General features: G+C 74.3%; 20 protein-coding genes. 3 read left to right on the forward strand and 17 right to left on the reverse strand.

What is annotated here, in order from left to right:
- The first annotated feature begins 389 nt into the window (after positions 1-389).
- Entirely contained in the window at positions 390-1,274 is an 885-nt protein-coding gene (locus ACZ4VL_RS31900; RefSeq protein WP_468206917.1) for a hypothetical protein, read from the forward strand.
- Between the two features lie 270 nt (positions 1,275-1,544).
- Here ACZ4VL_RS31900 and ACZ4VL_RS31905 read toward each other — a convergent pair whose 3' ends face one another.
- The 12 genes from ACZ4VL_RS31905 to ACZ4VL_RS31960 all read right to left on the reverse strand — a co-directional run bounded on the left by ACZ4VL_RS31905 (position 1,545) and on the right by ACZ4VL_RS31960 (position 12,559).
- The gene (locus ACZ4VL_RS31905) at positions 1,545-2,054 is read right to left on the reverse strand and encodes an O-acetyl-ADP-ribose deacetylase (RefSeq protein WP_468206920.1); all 510 of its coding nucleotides are present in this window, start codon (positions 2,052-2,054) and stop codon (positions 1,545-1,547) included.
- Positions 2,054-3,475: a phytoene desaturase family protein gene (locus tag ACZ4VL_RS31910; protein WP_468206923.1), complete on the reverse strand. Its 1,422-nt coding sequence runs from the start codon at positions 3,473-3,475 to the stop codon at positions 2,054-2,056. Before ACZ4VL_RS31910 ends, ACZ4VL_RS31905 begins: the two co-directional genes overlap by 1 nt.
- A 110-nt stretch (positions 3,476-3,585) precedes the next feature.
- The gene (locus ACZ4VL_RS31915; protein ID WP_468206924.1) at positions 3,586-4,410 is read right to left on the reverse strand and encodes an inositol monophosphatase family protein; all 825 of its coding nucleotides are present in this window, start codon (positions 4,408-4,410) and stop codon (positions 3,586-3,588) included.
- A 214-nt stretch (positions 4,411-4,624) separates the two neighbouring features.
- A complete protein-coding gene (locus tag ACZ4VL_RS31920; protein ID WP_452938177.1) occupies positions 4,625-5,626 on the reverse strand; it encodes a TIGR03842 family LLM class F420-dependent oxidoreductase in 1,002 nt (333 codons plus the stop codon).
- A 42-nt stretch (positions 5,627-5,668) separates the two neighbouring features.
- Positions 5,669-7,075: a dihydropyrimidinase gene (hydA, locus tag ACZ4VL_RS31925; protein ID WP_468206926.1), complete on the reverse strand. Its 1,407-nt coding sequence runs from the start codon at positions 7,073-7,075 to the stop codon at positions 5,669-5,671.
- A gap of 16 nt (positions 7,076-7,091) precedes the next feature.
- Entirely contained in the window at positions 7,092-8,387 is a 1,296-nt protein-coding gene (locus tag ACZ4VL_RS31930; protein ID WP_468206929.1) for an aspartate aminotransferase family protein, read from the reverse strand.
- Positions 8,384-9,226, reverse strand: coding sequence for a nitrilase-related carbon-nitrogen hydrolase (locus ACZ4VL_RS31935; RefSeq protein ID WP_468206931.1), 843 nt, complete (start codon positions 9,224-9,226; stop codon positions 8,384-8,386). The genes ACZ4VL_RS31930 and ACZ4VL_RS31935 overlap by 4 nt, the downstream gene beginning before the upstream one ends.
- Positions 9,227-9,434: 208 nt before the next feature.
- The gene (locus ACZ4VL_RS31940; protein WP_468206934.1) at positions 9,435-11,117 is read right to left on the reverse strand and encodes a hypothetical protein; all 1,683 of its coding nucleotides are present in this window, start codon (positions 11,115-11,117) and stop codon (positions 9,435-9,437) included.
- Positions 11,118-11,163: 46 nt separating this feature from the next.
- Positions 11,164-11,544: a PPOX class F420-dependent oxidoreductase gene (locus ACZ4VL_RS31945; protein ID WP_468206935.1), complete on the reverse strand. Its 381-nt coding sequence runs from the start codon at positions 11,542-11,544 to the stop codon at positions 11,164-11,166.
- A gap of 63 nt (positions 11,545-11,607) precedes the next feature.
- A complete protein-coding gene (locus ACZ4VL_RS31950; RefSeq protein ID WP_468206938.1) occupies positions 11,608-11,955 on the reverse strand; it encodes a hypothetical protein in 348 nt (115 codons plus the stop codon).
- An 84-nt stretch (positions 11,956-12,039) separates the two neighbouring features.
- The gene (locus tag ACZ4VL_RS31955) at positions 12,040-12,210 is read right to left on the reverse strand and encodes a hypothetical protein (protein ID WP_468206939.1); all 171 of its coding nucleotides are present in this window, start codon (positions 12,208-12,210) and stop codon (positions 12,040-12,042) included.
- Between the two features lie 97 nt (positions 12,211-12,307).
- Positions 12,308-12,559 (reverse strand): helix-turn-helix domain-containing protein, encoded by a 252-nt coding sequence (locus tag ACZ4VL_RS31960; protein ID WP_468206942.1) that lies wholly within the window; start codon positions 12,557-12,559, stop codon positions 12,308-12,310.
- Positions 12,560-12,623: 64 nt separating this feature from the next.
- Between ACZ4VL_RS31960 and map the strand changes: the two genes are divergently transcribed.
- Positions 12,624-13,391: a type I methionyl aminopeptidase gene (gene map / locus ACZ4VL_RS31965; protein ID WP_468206944.1), complete on the forward strand. Its 768-nt coding sequence runs from the start codon at positions 12,624-12,626 to the stop codon at positions 13,389-13,391.
- 104 nt (positions 13,392-13,495) lie between these two features.
- On the opposite strand, the gene ggt is transcribed toward map, so the two are convergent.
- Positions 13,496-15,301 (reverse strand): gamma-glutamyltransferase, encoded by a 1,806-nt coding sequence (gene ggt, locus ACZ4VL_RS31970; RefSeq protein ID WP_468206947.1) that lies wholly within the window; start codon positions 15,299-15,301, stop codon positions 13,496-13,498.
- Between the two features lie 115 nt (positions 15,302-15,416).
- Here ggt and ACZ4VL_RS31975 point away from each other — a divergent pair, with 115 nt between their 5' ends.
- Positions 15,417-16,142 (forward strand): hypothetical protein, encoded by a 726-nt coding sequence (locus ACZ4VL_RS31975; protein WP_468206950.1) that lies wholly within the window; start codon positions 15,417-15,419, stop codon positions 16,140-16,142.
- Here ACZ4VL_RS31975 and ACZ4VL_RS31980 read toward each other — a convergent pair.
- The 4 genes from ACZ4VL_RS31980 to ACZ4VL_RS31995 all read right to left on the reverse strand — a co-directional run bounded on the left by ACZ4VL_RS31980 (position 16,102) and on the right by ACZ4VL_RS31995 (position 20,138).
- Complete coding sequence (locus ACZ4VL_RS31980) at positions 16,102-17,385, reverse strand: cytochrome P450 (protein ID WP_468206953.1); 1,284 nt, start codon at positions 17,383-17,385, stop codon at positions 16,102-16,104. The two genes, ACZ4VL_RS31975 and ACZ4VL_RS31980, sit on opposite strands and share 41 nt — an antisense overlap.
- A gap of 96 nt (positions 17,386-17,481) precedes the next feature.
- On the reverse strand, positions 17,482-17,997 hold the full coding sequence (locus ACZ4VL_RS31985; protein WP_468206956.1) for a hypothetical protein: 516 nt from the start codon (positions 17,995-17,997) through the stop codon (positions 17,482-17,484).
- Complete coding sequence (locus tag ACZ4VL_RS31990; protein WP_468206959.1) at positions 17,994-19,445, reverse strand: ATP-binding protein; 1,452 nt, start codon at positions 19,443-19,445, stop codon at positions 17,994-17,996. The genes ACZ4VL_RS31985 and ACZ4VL_RS31990 overlap by 4 nt, the downstream gene beginning before the upstream one ends.
- Positions 19,446-19,454: 9 nt before the next feature.
- Positions 19,455-20,138: a response regulator gene (locus tag ACZ4VL_RS31995; protein WP_468206961.1), complete on the reverse strand. Its 684-nt coding sequence runs from the start codon at positions 20,136-20,138 to the stop codon at positions 19,455-19,457.
- Between the last annotated feature and the right edge of the window lie 34 nt (positions 20,139-20,172).

A 20,172-nucleotide genomic window follows, 5' to 3' on the forward strand; every position in this document is an offset into this window, starting at 1 on the left:
AGGAAGGGGGGCTCCCGGCGGGGGGGGGGTTGGGGGAGGGATGGGAGAAAAGGGGGGGCGGAAGGGGGTTGCCTCCGGGTTCCCCCCCCCTTTCCCCCCCCCCCCCCCCCGCTCCCCCCCCCCCCCCCCCGGCAGGGGGGCCTCCGGGATGCCGAGGCGCCGACCACTACACCAGGGTCGCGCACTGCATATGCGGACTACAGTCAGGCGCTAGGACCGCATCTACGGCTCCTGACCGGTAATTTCACCGCAGATGGGGTTACTTGACAGTACGTCCGGGCGCAGGGGCGCTCGGTGTCGCGGGCGGCCGCCGCGTCGGGCCGGCCGACGTGCGCGGGTGTCCGGTGCGGCGCTTTTCCCGGCCCGGCCCGTCGCCGAGGATGCCGTCCATGGGACTCCACGAAGACATCGACCCGAGCCGCGCACGGAACGCCGCCGAGCTGGTGGCCCTCATGCGGAACCTCCAGGACCGCTCCGGTCTGAGCTATCGCAGGCTGGAGTGCCGGGCCGCGGAGCAGGGGCGGATCCTGACGCGCAGCACGATCTCGTACGCCCTCACCCGGCCCGCCCTCCCGCGCCGCGACATGCTGGCCGCCTTCGTCGCGGCGTGCGGCCACGAGCCCGAAACCGCCGCCTGGCTCGACGCCCGCGACCGGCTCGCCGCCGAGCCGGAGGGCGGTTCCGGCCCGGCCGGGGCGCCGGAGGCTCCCGCCGACTCCCGGCAGCCCGGTCCGACGCCGGGAACCTCACCCGGCGGACGCTTACGACCGCGCCGCCTCCTGGCGTCGTGCGGCGCGGTCGTGGCCGCGCTGGGGCTGGGCTACGGGTTGGCGAAAGGTCTCCCGGGGGCCGCCCAGAGCCCGCCCGCCAAGGACACCCCGGCCTCCGCGACACCGGCGCCGGCTCCGGCGAAGCAGCCCGCCGCCGGGTTCACCCTCTTCGAGGGGCGGTCCCTGAAGGGCACGACGGCGGCGAGCGTGGGCTACCGGTTCTGGGACACCGGGGACGGCTGGTTCGGGATCGAGTACGTGACGCCGTACTCCCGCGACGAACCCGACGCCTACCAGGACGGCTGGGGCGGCAAGCTCCGGATGCACTACGAGGACCGCTTCGGCAACCACACCGTCGACCTCACCGACAACCCCGACGGCGAACCCGACGCAGGCAAGGACGGCATCCGCCACGGCACGAAGAACGTGTGGTTCGAGGTCTGCGACTCCGACGGACAGGACCGGCTGCGCGGCTGCCAGCGCCTGCGCAAGGCCAGGACCTGACCGGCATGGCCCCGGCGGCGCCCGCGCAGCCCGGTGCGGTTGCCGGCCCCTCGTGCACGAAGGGCGAGAAGTACGGCAGCTGGGGCAACGTCAACGCCGTGGAGACCGTCCAGCTCTGAGTCGGTGCGGTGGCCCGCGCGGGACGCTCCCCGTGCCGTGCGGGCCACCGGGCGACGCCGGCTTCGACGGACGTACCGGACGCCCCGGGGACCCCGTCCCCGGAGCGGACGTTCGGCGGTGCACGGCCGGCCCGGCGGCCGCGGTCAGCGGTCAGCGGAGCCGGTCGGCGAAGGCCGCGTGGGCCGGGGCGTCGAAGAGGACGAAGCGGACCTCTTCCACCGAGGTGGCGGCCGCACGGACCGTCTCCACCGCGATGCGGGCGCCGTCGTCCATCGGCCAGCCGTAGACGCCGGTCGAGATGGCCGGGAAAGCGACCGTACGGGCGCCCAGCTCGTCCGCGACGCGCAGTGACTCGCGGTAGCAGGAGGCGAGGAGGTCCGAGCGGTCCTCGGTGGCCGACCAGACGGGGCCGACCGTGTGGATCACCCACTGGGCGTGCAGGCGGCCCGCGGTCGTGGCCACGGCCCGGCCCGTCGGGAGGCCCTTGCCGTAGTGGGAGGCGCGCAGTGCACGGCAGGCCTCCAGGATCTCCGGGCCGCCGCGCCGGTGGATGGCTCCGTCGACTCCCCCGCCGCCGAGCAGCGAGGAGTTCGCGGCGTTGACCAGGGCGTCCGCCTGCTCGGCGGTGATGTCGCCCTGGACGAGGGTGATGCGGACCATCAGGAGCCGGCCTTTCGGAGGTGTCGCCAGACCGCCTTGGCGGCGTTGTGGCCGGACATGCCGTGCACGCCGGGGCCGGGCGGGGTGGCGGAGGAGCAGAGGAACACGGCGGGGTGGGAGGTCGTGTACGGGGACAGGGTCAGTTTCGGGCGCAGCAGCAGTTGGAGCCCGGAGGCCGCGCCGCAGGCGATGTCCCCGCCGACGTAGTTGGGGTTGCGGGCGGCGAGCTGCGGCGGGCCGGCCGTGGCCCGGGCGAGCACGAGGTCGCGGAAGCCCGGGGCGAAGCGCTCCAGTTGGCGTTCGACGGCGTCGGTGAGGTCGCCCTCCCAGCCCGCGGGGACGTGCCCGTACGCCCAGAAGACGTGCTTGCCCTCGGGGGCGCGGCCCGGGTCGGCGAGGCTGGGCTGAGCGGTGATCAGGAACGGGGCGCGGGGGGCCCGCCCCCCGGAGGCGAGCTGGAGGGCGGCGTCGACGTCGCGGGCGCGCGGCCCGATCTGGACGGTGCCGGCCCGGCGGGGGGCCTCGGCGGTCCACGGCACCGGCCCGGACAGGGCGTAGTCGATCTTGAAGACGGAGGCGCCGTACCGGTAGCCGTCGTACGCGCGCCCCAGGCGGGCGATCCGGGCCAGCGCGGTCGGCGAGGTGTCGAAGACGTACGCACGGGCCGGCGGGAGCTCGTCGAGGCGCTTGACCTCGAACCCGGTGTGGATGCTGCCGCCCAGGTCGGCGAAGTACGCGGCGAGGGCGTCGGAGACCGACTGGGAGCCGCCGCGGGCCATGGGCCAGCCGCCCGCGTGCGCGGCCAGGGCGAAGACGAGGCCGACGGCGCCGGTGGCGATGCCGTCCAGCGGGGCGATGACGTGGGCGACGAGCCCGGCGAACAGGGCCTTGGCCCGCTCGTCCCGGAACCGGCGCAACAGCCAGGTGGACGGCGGCAGTCCGGCCAGCCCGAAGCGGGCCAGGGTGACCGGGTCGCGGGGCAGGGCGGTGGCGGGCAGGGACATGAAGTCCCGGGCCAGGGTGTCCCACCGGCCGAGGAACGGCGCGACCAGCCGCCGGTACGCGCCCGCGTCGCGCGGCCCGAAGGAGGCCGCGGTCTCGGCGACGGAGCGGGAGAGCACCGCGGCCGTGCCGTCGTCGAAGGGGTGCGCCATCGGCAGCGGAGGGTGCACCCACTCCAGCCCGTACCGGGCCAGCGGCATCGCGGCGAACGCCGGGGAGCCGGCGCCCAGCGGGTGGACGGCCGAGCAGGGGTCGTGCCGGAACCCGGGGAGGGTGAGCTCCTCGGTACGGGCCCCGCCGCCGACGGACTCCGCGGCTTCGAACACGGCCACGGAAAAGCCGCGCCGGGCCAGTTCGACGGCGGCCGTCAGCCCGTTGGGCCCCGCCCCCACCACGACCGCATCGAGAATCGACGGCACTATGCGACTCCTTCGTCCGGCGGCGCCACCACCTCCAGGATATTCGGACCGCCTCCGCAGGCCCCGGGTACGGCCGCCGCGGCCCCGGGGTTCGTCAGATCGGGACGGGTTCAGACCCCGCGGAGCAGCTCGCGGATCCGTACGGCCGTGGCCTCGTCGCGGCCCACGGCAAAGGGCAGCTCGTTGTCCTGGTCGATGCGGAAGGGCACCCCCGCGACGGTGCTCTGGGCGCCGCCGGCCTCGGCGACGAGCAGCAGCCCGGCCGCGTGGTCCCAGGCCGAGGGCCAGGTGAAGGCGAGGCCGTCGACCTGGCCGCGGGCCACCTTCAGGTACTCCAGGCCGGCCGAACCGCAGGGGCGGGGGTCGACGCCCGGCACGTCAAGGCGGGACAGGATCCGCTTGTCGCCGTCGGTGGTGTAGAGCGGGTGGGCCATGGCGACGCGCAGGTCGGCGCCGGGGTCCGGGGAGCCGCAGTACAGGCGCTCCTCCCCCAGGTGGGCTCCCTGCCCGCGCACGGCGGTGGCCATCTCGTCGAGTGCCGGGGCGAAGGTCCAGGAGGCGAGGATCTCCCCATGGTGGGCGAGGGCGACCAGGGTGCAGAAGGCGGGGTCGCCGGAGACGAACTGCCGGGTGCCGTCGACGGGGTCCACGATCCACACCGGGGCGTCGCCGCGCAGGGCCTCGTACACGGTCGGGTCGGCGTGCACGGCCTCCTCGCCGACGACGGCCGAGCCGGGCAGCAGCCGGGTGAGGGCTGCGGTGAGGTGCTCCTCCGCCTTGCGGTCGGCGACGGTCACCAGATCGTGCGGGCCGCTCTTCTCGTCCACTTCGTGGTCGGCGAGCTGCCGGAACCGCGGCATGATCTCGGCGGCGGCCGCCTTGCGGACGGCTTCCTCGACGGCGGACAGGTCACGTGCCAGGAACTGTTCGATCATGCCTCCATCAGAACACGCGCGCCCCGCGATCCCCACCGCATTCCCCGAAGGGACCCCGTCCCCCTGATGACCAACAGGTGAACCCACCCACCCGCCGGCCGGGCCTTCCCGGGCGGCACAACCGGCGAAGGGCGTGCCCGCGGGTCCGGTCCCGCGGGGCACGCCCCGAGATCACGGCGGGCCCGCGCCCCGCCCGGCCCGTCGGCGCGGGCCGTCAGTCCTGGAACGCCGGGATGACGTGCTGCCCGTAGGCGTCGATGGTGGCCGCCTTCGCGTCGTGCATGTCGTAGACGGCGAACTGGTCGACGCCCAGGGCGCGCAGGGCCCGGAGCTTCTCGACGTGCGCCTCGGCCGGGCCGAGCAGGCAGAACCGGTCGACGATCTCGTCCGGGACGAAGTCCGTGGACGGGTTGCCGGCCCGCCCGTGGTGGCTGTAGTCGTAGCCCTCGCGGGACTTGATGTAGTCGGTGAGGGCGTCGGGCACCATGCCCGAGTGCTCGCCGTACCGGCCGACCAGGTCGGCGACGTGGTTGCCGACCATGCCGCCGAACCAGCGGCACTGCTCGCGGGCGTGGGCCAGGTCCTCGCCCACGTACGCGGGGGCCGCCACGCAGATGGTGATCGCGTCCGGGTCCCGGCCGGCCTCCTCGGCGGCGGTGCGGACCGCGCGCACCATCCACTCGGTGAGGAAGGGGTCGGCCAGCTGGAGGATGAACCCGTCCGCCTTCTGTCCGGCGAGGGCCAGGGCCTTCGGTCCGTACGCGGCCATCCAGACGGGGAGGCGGCCCTCCCTCACCCACGGGAGCCGCAGCGGCTGGCCGTCGACCTCGGCCTCCCGGCCCTCGGCGAGGTCCCGGATGACGTCGATGGCCTCGCCGAGGCGGGCCAGGGTGTTGGGTTTGCGTCCGGCGACCCGCATCGCCGAGTCGCCGCGGCCGATCCCGCACACCGTGCGGTTGCCGTACATGTCGTTGAGGGTGGCGAAGGTGGAGGCGGTGACCTCCCAGGTGCGGGTGCCGGGGTTGGTGACCATCGGGCCGACGGTCAGCTTCGTCGTGTTGGCCAGGATCTGGCTGTAGATGACGAAGGGCTCCTGCCACAGCACGGCCGAGTCGAAGGTCCAGCCGTAGCGGAAGCCGTTGCGTTCGGCGCGGCGCATGAGGCTGACGACCTCGGAGGCGGGCGGGTCGGTCTGCAGGACGAGGCCGAAGTCCATGGGCGGCTCCTTGCGGGGTGCGGGGTGCGGGGTGCGGAGGGGCTACAGGTACTGGCAGGCGGAGCGGGGTACGAAGGCCCCGTGGCCGGCGCGCCCGGTGAACTCGCGGTTCTCGATGACGGGTTCGCCGCGGGAGAGGACGGTCTCGACGCGCCCGGTGATCCGCTTGCCCTCGTAGGCCGAGTAGTCCACGTTCATGTGGTGCGTCCGCGCGGAGACGACCTGCTCGGCGTGCGGGTCGTAGAGGACGATGTCCGCGTCCGAGCCGGGGGCGATGGTGCCCTTCTGCGGGTACAGGCCGAACATCCGGGCCGGGGTCGCGCAGGCGATCTCGATCCAGCGGCGGCGGGTGATGTGCCCGTCCAGGACCGCCTGGTGCAGGAGGTCCATCCGGTTCTCCACGCCCGGCAGCCCGTTCGGGATCTTCGAGAAGTCGCCGCGGCCCAGCTCCTTCTGCCCCTTGAAGCAGAACGGGCAGTGGTCGGTGGAGACCACCTGGAGGTCGTCGGTGCGCAGGCCCCGCCACAGCGCGGCCTGGTGCTCGCGCGGCCGCAGGGGGGTCGAGCAGACGTACTTGGCGCCCTCGAAGTCCGGCTCCGCGAGGTTGTCGGTGGACAGGAAGAGGTACTGCGGGCAGGTCTCGCCGAACACCGGCAGGCCCTTGTCGCGGGCGGCCGCCAGCTCGGCGACGGCTTCCTCCGCCGAGACGTGGACGACGTACAACGGGGAGCCCGCGACGCGGGCGAGCTGGATCGCCCGGTGCGTGGCCTCGGCCTCCAGCAGGGCCTTGCGGACCTCGCCGTGGTAGCGGGGGTCGGTCTCCCCGCGGGCGAGGGCCTGCTCGACGAGCACGTCGATCGCGATGCCGTTCTCCGCGTGCATCATGATCAGCCCGCTGTTGCCGGAGGCCCGCTGCATGGCCCGCAGGATCTGCCCGTCGTCGCTGTAGAAGACCCCCGGGTAGGCCATGAAGAGCTTGAAGGAGGTGACGCCCTCCCCGACGAGGAGGTCCATCTCCTTGAGGGTGCCCTCGTTGACGTCCGAGAGGATCATGTGGAAGCCGTAGTCGACGGCGCACTTGCCGTCGGCCTTGTCGTACCAGGTGTCGAGTCCCTCGCGCAGGGCGCGGCCCCGGCTCTGCACGGCGAAGTCGACGATGGTGGTGGTGCCGCCCCAGGCCGCGGCCCGGGTGCCGGTCTCGAAGGTGTCCGAGGCGGAGGTGCCGCCGAAGGGCAGCTCCATGTGGGTGTGGGCGTCGACCCCGCCGGGGATCACGTACTTCCCGGTGGCGTCGAGGACGCGGCCGGCGCCGGCGGTCCAGCCCTCGGCGGTGTCGGAGCCGTGCGCCGCGAGGGCGGTCACCCGGCCGTCCTCGACGAGGACGTCGGCGTGAAGCTCGTCGGCGGCCGTGATGACGAGGCCGCCGCGGATCAGGGTGCGGATGGACATGTGCGGCGCCTCCCGGCTACACGGTGCTGCGCAGGGCCCGTTCGATGATCTCGGCGCCCTCTTCCGCCTCGGCGACGGTGAGGGACAGCGGCGGCGCGATGCGCAGCACGCTGGTGTCGTGCCCGCCGCCCTTGCCGAGCAGCAGGCCTCCCTCCCGGGCGGCCTCCAGGACGGCGGCGGCCGCTTCCGGGTCGGCGCGGTCGGTTCCGGGCCGGGTCAGCTCCACTCCGGCCATCAGGCCGCGGCCGCGCACCTCGCGTACGGCGGGCACGGTGGCGGCGATGGCCCGCAGCCGCTCCAGGAGCAGGCCGCCGACGCGGCGGGCGTTGCCCTGGAGGTCGTGTTCCAGCAGGTAGCCGAGGTTGGCGAGGCCGGCGGCCATGGTGACCGGGGAACCGCCGAAGGTGGAGATGGAGTTGGCGTCGAGGCAGTTCATGATCTCGGCGCGGGCGACGACCCCGCCGACGGACATGCCGTTGCCGATGCCCTTGGCGAAGGTGAGGATGTCCGGGGGGCCGCTGCGGGCGTGCGCCTGCCAGCCCCAGAAGTGCTCGCCGGTGCGGCCCCAACCGGTCTGCACCTCGTCGCTGATCCAGAGGATGTCGTGCCGGTCCAGCACCTCGCGGAAGGCCCCGTACAGGCCGTCGGGCGGCGAGGTGAACCCGCCGACGCCCTGGATCGGCTCGGCGATCAGGGCGGCGACGGAGCCGCGGGCCTGGCCGAGCACGTCCTCCAGGTCGGCGACGGCGGCCGCGGTGAACGCCTCGTCGGACAGCTCCGCGAAGGGGCCTCGGGTGCGGACGGCGCCGTGGACGTAGTACGTCTGGAGCGGCGAGAGGCTCGTCGGGGACCAGCCGCGGTTGCCGGTGATGCCGACGGTGGAGAAGGACCGGCCGTGGTAGCTGTTGCGCATGGCCAGGATCTGGTTGGAGCGGCGGTACGCGGTCGCCAGCAGCAGCGCGGTGTCGTTGGCCTCGGTGCCGGAGGTGGTGAAGAAGACCCGCGCCTCGGGGATGCCGGACAGGGCGGCGATCCGCTCGGCCAGTTCGACCATCGGGCGGTTGAGGTAGAGGGTGGAGGAGTGGATGAGCCGCCCGGCCTGCTCGGCGACGGCCTTGGTGACCTCGGGCAGGGCGTGGGCGGTCATCGTGGTGAGGATGCCGCCGAAGAAGTCGAGGTAGCGGTTGCCGTCCGCGTCCCAGACGTGGCGGCCCTCGCCGTGGGTGAGCTCGACGGGGCGGTCGTAGTAGAGCGCGAGCCAGTCGGGCAGGACGGAGCGGTGCCGGCTGAGCAGGGGGATCGGGTTGGTCACGGCTGTACGAGCCCTCCGTAGGCTTCGGGGCGGCGGTCGCGGTAGAACGCCCATTGGGTGCGGACCTCTTCGATGAGGCCGAAGTCGAGGTCGCGGACGAGGAGTTCCTCCTCCTTGTCGCTGGCCGTCTCACCGACGAAGCGGCCCCGCGGGTCCACGAAGTAGCTGGTGCCGTAGAAGTCGTTGTCGCCGTACTCCTCCCGGCCGATCCGGTTGATCGCGGCGATGAAGTACTCGTTGGCGACGGCCGCGGCGGGCTGCTCCAGCTGCCACAGGTAGGCGGACAGGCCGCGGTGGGTGGCGGACGGGTTGTAGACCAGCTGGGCGCCGGCCAGGCCCAGGGCCCGCCAGCCCTCGGGGAAGTGGCGGTCGTAGCAGATGTAGACGCCGACCTTGCCGACGGCGGTGTCGAAGACGGGCCAGCCGAGGTTTCCGGGGCGGAAGTAGTACTTCTCCCAGAACCCCTTGACCTGCGGGATGTGGTGCTTGCGATACTTGCCGAGGTAGCTGCCGTCGGCGTCGATGACGGCGGCGGTGTTGTAGTAGAACCCGGAGTCCTCCACCTCGAAGACCGGTACGACGATCACCATGCCGGTCTCGCGGGCGAGCTCCTGCATCCGGCGGACGGTCGGGCCGTCGGGGACCGGCTCCGCCCAGCGGTAGTGCTCGGGCTCCTGGACCTGGCAGAAGTAGGGGGCGTTGAACACCTCCTGGAAGCCGATGATCCGCGCACCCTCGGCGGCCGCTCTGCGGGCGTGCTCCTCGTGTTTGGCGATCATCGACTCGGTGTCTCCGGTCCAGGTGGCCTGGACGAGTGCGGCGCGGACGACTTGGGCCATGAGCTGCTCCTCGCGACGGGAACGCCGACTTCTACGCACGTAGACGGTGTGCGTAGGGACTAGAACGTAGGCCTCGTCACACCCCGGGGCAAGACCGCCTTGCACTGATGGCGTAGTCGGTCCGACTGGGTCGAGAAGCGTTCGCGGTCAGTCGATTCCGGCTCGGAACGGTCGGACAGTGGTCCGGTTCGGACGCGGAGGGCGGCCCTCAGGAGGCGAAGAACTTCGCGACGCGCAGCGCGTGCACGAGGTCGCGGTGGTGCCCCGCGGAGGCGGCCTCGGCGGCCCTGAGCAGGCGCGGGACGAACCACTGCGGGTCCCGGCGGGCGAGACGGGCCGCCTCCTCCGCGGTACGGACACGGACGAACGCACCGAGCAGGGCGTCGGCCTCGCCGGGGCGGCCGGCCTCGACCAGGGCCAGCGCCGCCTCGGCCAGCTCGGCGGCGGGGCGGCACACGCCCTGGCGCAGCAGCGCCTCGCAGTCGGCGTGCCGGCCGGCCGCGCCGAGGGCCGCGGCCACCGCGGCGAGCCGCTCGGGCGGGAGCGAGGCCGCCTCCCACAGCAGGATGGCCCAGTCGGCCGCCAGCCCGGCGCGGACCAGCTCGGCGGCGAGCCCCGGCAGCAGCCCGGGCGGCCAGGCCGCGGCCTCGCACAACAGCGCGTGCGCCTCGCCGCTGCGCCCCTGCGCCCGCAGCGTGATCAGCTCGGTCACGGTCCCCCGCACGCCCCGTCCCCCGACCGCCGCCGCACCGCCGTCCTGCAGCTCCGAGCCCGCCCCGAGCCACCCGTCCGCACTCCCCGCGCCCTGCGGCTCCGCCGCCGGCTCCTGCTCCGCATGCGGCCCCGGCTGCGGCTGCGGCTCCGGCTCCGGACGCCCGAACCGGGCGCCGCGCGGCGGGCCGACCGCGGGGCCGCGACCCTGCGGCTGAGCCGACTGCTGCGGCTGTTCCGGCAGCTCCGGCACGTGCGGTTCGAGGTGTCCGAAGCGCGCCCCGCGCGGCAGGGCGCTGCCGGGGCCCGCCGGGTGTCCGGGCGGCGGGCTGAAGGGTGTCGGCTCGGGGGCCGCCGAGCCGGCGTACCTCGCCCCGCCGGCCCTGCGGGCGCGGCCCCGCAGCCCCCGCCCCTCGGCCCGCCGCCTCCCCGGTGCCGCACCGCCGGAGTCCGCCCCCGATGCCCCGCCCGCCCCCTCGTACGGCCCCTCGCGCGGGTCTCGGCCCGGGTGCCCGGCCTGCGGATCGGCGGCCGGGGCCGGGGCGGGGGCGGGGGGCGCGGCGGGCGCGGGGGGTGTTCCGAGGTGGCCCGTGACTCCGCCCGACGGTGATGCGGCGGCGGCCGGGGGTTCCGGGCGTTGGCGGGGAACCGCCGGGAGGAGGGCGGGGGCGGGGGTGGGGTTGGTCAGGGCGCTCAGGCGGGTCGTGAGGTCCGCGTGGCGGGAGGCGGCGCGGGCGGCGTCGTCGCGGAGCCAGGCGAGTTCCCCGGCGACCGCGTCCGCCTCCGCCCGGTCCGCGGTGGTGGCGAGCCGCGCCGTCAGGCTCCGTGCCGCCGCCTCCGCGGCGTCCCGCTGTTCTGCGGCGGCCACGATCAGGGTCTGTAACTCCTCGGCCCCGCCCGGCAGCCGGTCCCAGGCCGCGGCGGCCTCCCCCCGGAGCCGGGCCGCGTACTGCGCCTCCCGCGCCGCGAACTCCGGGCCCCGCGCCTCGGCGAGGTCCCCGAGCAGTGACTCCACCACGTCCCACGGAGGCATCGCCGCCCCGTCCAGGCAGGCCCGCATCCCCTCCGGGTCCCGGCGCAGGAACTCCCCGTACCACCCCGCCCCCGGGTCCAGTCTCTGCGCCAACCCGCGTAAGTAGTCCGAGAGTTGTGTGATCACCAGCGAAGCCGCGGTCTCCATGCCCCGCATTGGAACCCACGGGTGTTACAGGCGGGCTACGGGAATCTCAAACCTTGACGGCGATCCCCGTGTGCGGGCGCCGTCCGAACCGGACGAGCGCGCCCGGGACGTCCACCGACCAGAACTGCCAGGAGTACTTCCGCGACATCAGCCGCCGCACCCGCTTCAGCCCGGCCTCGTCCAGCAGCCGCGCCCGGCCCTCCAGCACCGGCGCCCCGGGCGCGACGCGCCCGCGCACGTCGCAGGCCTGGAGGGTGACCCGCCCGTTGTTCCGGATCCGCTTGACCTTCCACGAGTCGGACCGGGTCCAGATGTAGAGCTCGCCGGCGTCGGCGACGGCCCACACGGGCGTCGCGACGGGTGTGCCGTCCTTGCGGAAGGTGGTGAGGCTGACGTACTTCGCCCGCCCGAGCTCTTCGAGGGTCATCCTCCGAGGCTACGACACCGCCCGCGACGGGCCCCCGGCCGGCCCGGTCCGTGCGGGGCGTTCCTAGCGGGGTAGTGCCAGCCAGACGGAGAAGGTGTGGACCGTGGAGCGTTCACCGGCGCGCACGGTGCCGAGCGGCTGGCCCAGGCAGTCCCGGGTCCCGTAGAGCTCGACCGTGGCGGGGCTGTCGTTGTGCAGGTGCACGGCCGGGGCGTCGCGGAGGGCCGGCAGGTCGATGCACACCCCGCTCTCCGGGGCCCGGAGGACGTCCGCGTCCGGACGCCCGTCCCCGTCGGTGTACGCGTAGGACAACTGTCCGGGCACGGGGTGCGCATCGGCCGGGCCGACGGCGGACAGGAGCAGGAAGGAGGAGGCGGCGGCGATGCCGGCCGTGGTGGTGCGGTTGGGCATCCGTGCAGCGTAGAAGGGCCCTGACCTGCCGAAACGCTTCACCCTGGGCTGGAGGGCGGCCATTCACCCGAATGCCGCGCCGCGTCACCTCGACATGGCCCTCCCGGCGGGGGCGGCCGGCGGCGCGGTCGGGTGGCGGCCCGCGTCGGCCGCGCCGCCGTCGGGGGCGGCGCAGGCAGCGATCAGCAGGCCTCCCGCCAGGAGGGCGCCGAGGAGTCCGAGTCCGAGCCGTTCGGCTGCATTGCTGGCTGACACCCCTTCACGTTGCCCCGCGCCCGGCCGCGGGCCCCGCCGATTGCGCCGTTCGGCCCGTGCGGCCGCCCGAACGACGGCCCGCGGGCACCGGAACGGGTCAGGCGGGGACGAGCGCGCAGCGGCGGACGACGTCGTCCAGGGAGAGGCCGAGCGCCTCGGCCAGGGCGGCCACGGTGAAGAAGGCCGGCGTGGGCGCCCGGCCCGTCTCGATCTTGCGGAGCGTTTCGGGGGAGAGCCCGGCGGTCGCCGCGATCTCGACCATGCTGCGTCCACCGCGGGCCTCGCGCAGCAGCGCGCCGAGGCGCTCGCCGCGTTCGCGCTCTTCGGGGGTCAGGGGAGTTCGGACCATGGGGCCATCCTACCGGCCGACCCAACAATCATCCCGGTATTGTTTTACCGGTACAGTTATTGGCATGGTAGAGATCAAGACGGAACAGTCGATCGACGAGATGCGTGCCGCGGGCCGGGTGGTCGCGCAGGCCCTGGCCGCCGTACGGGACGCCGCGCGCGTCGGCGTGTCCCTGCTGGAACTGGACCGGGTGGCGCGCGGCGTCCTCGCCGAAGCGGGGGCGGCATCGCCCTTCCTCGGGTACCGGCCGCACTTCGCGCCGGTCCCCTTCCCGGGGGTGATCTGCGCCTCCGTCAACGACGCGATCGTGCACGGCGTCCCGGACGACCACCGGCTGCGCGACGGCGACCTGGTCAGCATCGACTGCGGGGCCCGGCTCGGCGGCTGGGTGGGGGACGCGGCGGTCAGCTTCACCGTCGGCCGCCCCCGCCCCGCCGACCTGCGGCTGATCGGGACGGCCGAGGCGGCCCTGGCGGCCGGTGTCGCCGCCGCCGTGCCCGGCAACCGGATCGGCGACATCGCGCACGCCGTCGGCTCGGTCTGCCGCGGCGCCGGGTACGGCATCCCGGAGGACTTCGGGGGGCACGGCATCGGCCGCAGCATGCACGAGGACCCGGGCGTGCCCAACGAGGGTCGGCCCGGGCGCGGCATGAAGCTGCGCCCGGGCATGGTCCTGGCGATCGAGCCGATGGTGACGGCGGGCGGCAGGGACGACTACCGCTGCGACGGCGACGGCTGGACCCTGCGGACCGTCGACGGCAGCCGCGCCGCGCACGCGGAGCACACGGTCGCGATCACCGCCGACGGCCCGAGGATCCTCACCGCCCTGTGACCTACGGGCCCCCGCGACGGACGCACCCTGGCAGACCGACGGACCCGACAGACCGACGGCCCCACCCCCCCGCCGGCCCCGCAAACCCGACGGGCCGCGCCGTCCTACGGCTTCCCTTGTGGGCGGACGGCCATCGCCGAGCCCCCGCCCCGCCGGGTCTTCTCGGCCGCCGCGAGCCAGCGCCCGTCCGGCAGCCGCTGGACCCCGGTGGCGGCACCGATCTCCTGGTTCAGCCGGAACGCCTGGCCCAGCTTCTCCAGCTGCCCGCGCAGCGGGCTGTTCCACAGGGCGGGTTCCAGCTCGGTGGTGGGCTGGTTGCGCTGGCTGGCGCGCGGCGCGGCGATGGCGTCGACCAGCGGCATGCCCCGGTCCAGGTGCTCGGTCAGGACCTGCAGGACCGTGGTGATGATGGTGGCGCCGCCCGGCGAGCCCACCGCGAGGACCGGCCGGCCGTGGTCCAGGACGATGGTGGGGGCCATGGACGAGCGGGGCCGCTTGCCCGGCCCGGGCAGGTTCGGGTCCGGGACGCCGGGCGTGACCGGGGCGAAGGAGAAGTCGGTCAGCTCGTTGTTGAGGAGGAAGCCGCGGCCGGGAACGGTGATCGCGCTGCCGCCGGTGGACTCGATGGTGAGGGTGTAGGAGACGACGTTGCCCCAGCGGTCGGCGACCGTCAGGTGGGTGGTGTTCTCGCCCTCGTACGTGGTCGGCGCGGGCCGGCCGGGGGCGTCGCAGGGCTTCGGGTGGTACGGGTCTCCGGGGGCCAGGGGGCTGGTCAGGGCGTGTTCCGGGTTGATCAGGCAGCCGCGCGCGTCGGCGAACCGCTGCGACAGCAGCTGGCGCGTGGGCACCTGCTCGAAGGCCGGGTCGCCGACCCACCGGCCCCGGTCGGCGAAGGAGATCCGGGAGGCCTCGATGAAGTGCTGGAAGTACTCCGCCTCGGAAAGGGCGCCCAGGTCGGTGCGCTCCAGCATGTTCAGGGCCTCGCCGACGGTGGTCCCGCCGGAGGAGGAGGGCGCCATGCTGTAGACGTCGAGCCCGCGGTACTCGACCCGGGTCGGCTCCTGCCGCTTGGTCCCGTACGCCCGCAGGTCCTGGGTGGTCAGGTCGCCGGGCCGGACGGTGCGGGTGGCGGCCGGGTCGACGGGGGGCTTGCGGACGGTGTTGACGATCTCGTCAGCGAGCGGCCACCGGTACAGCGCTCCGGCGCCGCCCCGCCGGAGCTCGGCGTACGTGGCCGCCAGGTCGGGGTTCTTGAAGGTGGAGCCGACCACCGGCAGGGCGCCGCCCGGCAGGAACAGCTCGCTGGTGGCCGGGAAGTCCTTGAAGCGCTCCTGGTTGGCCTCGGTCTGGGCGCGGAAGGTGGCGTCGACTTCGAACCCGTCGCGGGCGAGCTTCTCGGCGGGCTCCAGCAGCTTGGACAGTGGGCGGGTTCCCCAGGCGTCCAGGGCGCTCTGCCAGGTGGCGGGCGTGCCGGGGACGCCGACCGAGAGGCCACTGGTCTGGGCCTCGGCGAACGGGATGGGCACCCCGTTCTCCAGGAAGAGCCCGGCGGTGGCCGACTTCGGCGCGGTCTCGCGGCCGTCGATGGTCTGTACCCGGCGGGTCCGGGCGTCGTAGTGGACGAAGTAGCCGCCCCCGCCGATGCCGGCGGAGTACGGCTCGGTGACGCCGAGCGCGGCGGCCGTGGCGACCGCGGCGTCCGTCGCGTTCCCGCCGGCCCGCAGGACGGCGATGCCGACGGCGGAGGCGTCGGGGTCGACGCTGGCGACGACCCCGCCGTAGCCCACGGCGACGGGCACCTTGGCCGGAGGTCCGCCGGCCGTCGAGGGCGGGGCCGCGGCGCCGGTGGACACGAGTGCCCCGGCGAGGGCGGCGGCGAGCGCTAAGTGGCGTGGAGCGGGACGACGCATGGCGTACCTCCGGTCGACGGCCTGTCAGGCCCCCTGCGACAGGGCTGCGGTCGGCACTGTAACTTCACCGAACCCCCCGCGTCAGGAAGACCCGGTGCGGGCTAGCATCCCGCGCATGAACGACGACCTGCGCAACATCGTGCTCGGGGTGGCGGCCACCGCCGTCAGCGGCGGCTTCGGCTGGTTCGCACGCACCTTCCTGTGGCGCCGCACGCTGCGCCGCAAACAGGCGCTCTTCGGCCTGCCCACCGGCTCGGACTGCCTGTTCGTGGTCAACCGTAAGCCGGACGCCGATGCGTGGTCGGTACACCGTAACGACGCCTTCGCGCTGCTGGAGATATCGGCCCTGATCAAGGACTGTGGCGCGACCCTCCAGCTCGTCTCCCACGACGAGGTCCGCCAGGGCATCGGCGAGCGCACGGAGTTCTGCGTGGGCGGCCCCTCCTCGAACGCACGGACGGTGGCCCACCTGTCCTCCATGCTGCCGGGCGTGCGGATCGGCGCGTTCGAGGAACCGGAACCGGACCGCCTGGCGATCCACGTCGGAGCGGAGACCTACCGCTACGACAAGGGTCAGGCGGAGCACGTGCTGCTGGCCCGACTGACGACCGGGCCGGGAACCCGACCCGTGTTCCTGATATCGGGGCAGACGGCCATCAGCAACCAGGCGGGCGCCCGGTACCTGGCCCGCAACCACCGGGAGCTGGCCCGCAAGTACCGGGGGAATTCCTTCTGCCTCGTGCTGAAGGTGACCAACTCCGAGGCCTACGGCCCGGACGTGACCGAGCTGATGGCGGACGTCACCGGGCCGGCCCGGACACCCGCAGCGGAAGCCGCGTGATCCCGTTGATGAAGTTCGACACGAGCCGGCGCGGCGGGCCCGCGAGCTCCGGCGCGGGCATGGCCGTACGCCATTCCTCGTGGAGGACGCGCAGCTGGAGCCGGGCGAAGTGGGCGCCGAGGCAGACGTGCGGGCCGTCCCCGAAGGAGACGTGCGGGTTGGGGTGACGGCCGAGGTCGAGGCGGTCGGGATCGGTGAAGACGCGCTCGTCGTGATTGGCGGAGGCGTGGAACACCACCACCTTGTCCCCGGCCCGGACCTGCTGCCCGGCGAGTTCGGTGTCGACGGCCGCGGTGCGGCGGAAGCTGAGCACCGGCGGGTGGACGCGCAGGAGCTCCTCCACGGCCCGGTCGACGGGTACCTCGCCGGCGGCCAGCAGGCGGTACGCGTCCGGGTCCCGGGCGAGGGCGAGCAGCCCGCCGGGGGCGGCGCTGCGCACGGTGTCGTTGCCCGCGACGGTGAGCAGGAAGAAGAACATCTCCAGCTCGGCGGGTTCGAGTCCGGCCCCGGCGAGGGAGGTCATCACGTCGTCGCCGGGGTGGCGCCGCTTGTGGGCGGCCAGTTCGCGCGCGTAGCCGAACATCTCGCCCAGCAGGGCCGGTGAGCGGGGGTTGAGGGGGGTGCCGTCGGGGCCGCGCAGGGGTTCGGGCGCGTCCTCGGGGTCCTGGTAGCCGATGACCCGTACGGTCCACTCCAGCAGCAGGCCGCGGTCGCCGGGCGGGACGCCCAGCAGGTCGGTCAGGTTCAGCAGCGCGTACTCGTCGGTGACGGCGGCGACCACGTCGGTGGCGCCGTCCTCGGCCTTCTCCCGGGCGGCGGCCAGCAGCGTACGGGCCCGCTCCCGGACCCGGGCGGCGAAGGCGTCGACGCGGGCGGGGGTGAAGGCGCGGGAGACCAGCCGGCGCAGCCGTCCGTGGTCCGGCGGGTCCTGGTTGAGCATCGTGCGGCGCAGGAAGGGCAGGTCGGCCGGGTCGGGATCACGGATCTGGGTGGCGCCCAGCCAGGAGGAGTACGTGGTGTGGTCGCGCAGCACCCGGACCACGTCGGCGTGGCGGGTGACCGCCCAGAAGCCGGGGCCGGCCGGCCAGCCCTGGACCTCGGGCTCGTCCTGCCGGGCCACCGGGTGCCGGTCGCGCAGCAGCCGGTAGCTCCCGTACGGGATGCCCTCGGCGTAGCGGCGGGGGTCGAAGACGTCGGGGAGGTCGGGGAGGTCGGCTCCGGGCCGCGGGTGCGCGGGATGCATGCGCCCACGGTGGCGGCGCGGGCCGTGCCCCGCAAGGGGGCAGTGGGGCGGCGCGGCCCGGTCGGGGCGGTGCCGGAGCCCGCATCGGCGTCGGTGTCAGAGGGTGACGCCCGTGTCGCAGAGCCTGGCCTCCAGGGCGGTGTCCGGGCCGCGCAGCACGGCGCGGACGTGCGAGGCGCTGGTGGAGAGCGCGGTGCACACCACCTGGCGGCGGGCCAGCTCCGACAGGTCGCCGACCTTGAACGGGAGCCGCACCTCGATCACGTCGTCCGCGATGGCGGTGATCCGCGTGTCGGTGACCGCCCTGGACTCGACGGTGGGAAGCGCGGTCCGCAGCCCGGCGGCCCTGTCGAAATCGGTGGGGCCCGCGAGCAGCCGGACCACGCCGTATTCCAGCCCGTCCACCGGGATCACCGTCTGCGGAGTGGCGAGGAGCCGGTCGTCGGGGTCCACGAAGTACACCAGCGGCCGCTCGGCGGGCACCGCCACGGTCACCTTGGCGGGGGCGCCGCTCTCGACGACCCCGGTGGGCTTGATCCCGCAGCCGGCGAGCACCGCACAGGCGAGCAGGGCGGGGAGTCCGGCGGTGGCCGCCGGGCGGATCCGGGTCACGCGTCGGCCTCCAGCGGCATGTCGATGCTGAACACGGCTCCCCCGGCCGGCCCGTTCTCGGCGCGCAGGGTCCCGCCGTGCAGGCGGACGTTCTCCAGGGTGATGGCGAGGCCGAGGCCGCTGCCCGCGGAGCGGGTGCGGGCCGCGTCGGCCTTGAAGAACCGGTCGAAGATGTGCGGCAGCACCTCGGGGGCGATGCCGGGCCCGCTGTCGGCGACCTCGATCAGCAGCCGGGGCCCTCCGATCCTGGGTTCGCTGCGCACGGTGACGCGGACCGGGGCGCTGCCGTGCCGCAGGGCGTTGCCGACGAGGTTGGCGAGGACCACGTCGAAGCGGCGCGGGTCGAGCCGGGCGCGGACCTGCCAGGGCAGGTCGGTGACGACCCGTTCGTCGTCCCAGTGGCGGCGCTCCAGGGTCTTGCGGACGGCCTCGGCGGCGTCGACGTCGTCGAGGTTGAGCTCGGCGGCGCGGGCGTCGAAGCGGGATATCTCCATCAGGTCCTCGACGAGGACGGCGAGTTTGCCGGTCTCGGCGCTGATCAGGCGGAGGGCGGAGGCCGTGTCGGTGTCGAGGCGCTCGGCGTCCTCGTCGAGGACCTCGGTGACGGCGAGCATCCCGGCGAGCGGGGTGCGCAGCTCGTGGGATACGTCGGAGGCGAAGCGCCGGGCCCGGGTCTCGGCCTCCTGCAGTTCGCTCACGGACTGTTCGAGGGCGCGGGCGGTCTCGTTGAAGGTGCGGGCCAGCCCGGCCAGTTCGTCGGCGCCGCGGACCTCGATGCGGGTGTCGAGACGGCCGCTGCCCAGGTTCTGGGCCGCTCGGCGCATGTCCCGTACGGGGCGCAGCACGCTGCGTGCGGCGAGCAGGGCCGGGATGACGGCGATGGCGAGGCCGGGCACGGCGCCCTGTTTGGCGGCTTCGACCATGGCTTCCGCGGTCTGGCGCTCGGTGACGAGCGGCATGGTGGCGAAGACGACGAGACCGGTGGGCCGGCGGACGCCGTGGCGGTCGAAGACGGCCGGCATGCCGACGGCGAGGAACGGGGTGCCGCTGTCGTCGACGACCCGTTGGAAGGCGCCGTGCGGGTTCTTGCCGACCTGCCGGCGGAGCTGCTCGGTGACCACGGTGGAGACGGGTTCCCCGGAGCTGGCGGCGCGCAGGCTGCCGTACTCCGCGAAGACGGTCCACGGGTGCGGTTTGCCGCGCTTGCCGAGGTCGCTGGCGATGCTCTGGAGCCGCGGCTGGTCCATCGGCAGGGTGACGGACTGGGACTCGACCAGGTCGCGCAGGCTGCTGACGGCGGTGTCCTGGCTCTGCTTCAGGATGCCGTTGCGGGCCTGCTGGTAGGTGAGGGCGGCCGTGCTCACCGCGCTGATCGCGGCGACCAGCAGGAAGGCCGCGATCAGGCGGGTGCGCAGCCCGAGGGGTGCGATGCGTGCGATGCGTCCCACGGGGGCTGCCTACAGGGGGCCGAAGCGGTAGCCGAAGCCGCGGACGGTCTGGATGTAGCGGGGGTTGCCGGCCGGGTCCTCGATCTTGTGGCGCAGCCGGCGGACGCACGCGTCCACGAGCCGGGCGTCGGCGTGGTAGCTGTGCTCCCACACGTACTCCAGCAGTTGCTGGCGGGAGAAGACCTGCTCGGGCGAGGCGGACAGGTGCAGGAGGAGTTTCAGCTCGCTGGGGGCGAGGGGGACCCGTTCGCCGTTCTTGGCGACGGTCAGGCCGGCGCGGTCGACGGCGAGCTCCCCGTGGAACTCCACCCCGGGCCGGGCGGCCGCGCCGTCGCCGAGGCGGCGCAGCACGGCCTTGATACGGGCCTCGATGACCTCGGTGCGGGCGGGCTTGACGATGTAGTCGTCGGCGCCGGCCTCCAGGCCGACGACGATGTCGAAGTCGTCTCCGCGGGCGGTCAGCATGATGATCGGGACCTGGCTGGTCTCGCGGATCCGGCGGCAGACCTGCACCCCGTTCATGCCGGGGAGCATGAGGTCGAGCAGCACCAGTTCCGGGCGGAAGCTCCCCATCAGGGCGAGGCCGGTCTCGCCGGTGTCGGCGGCGCTCACCTCGTGGCCCCGGCGGCGCAGCCCGAGGCCCACCCCCTCCCGTACGGAGGGGTCGTCCTCGATCAGCAGTACGCGTGGCATCCGGTCGTGTCCAAGGGTGGTGGTGGGCGGTGTC

The sequence above is a fragment of the Streptomyces sp. NPDC029014 genome (genome assembly GCF_055564695.1).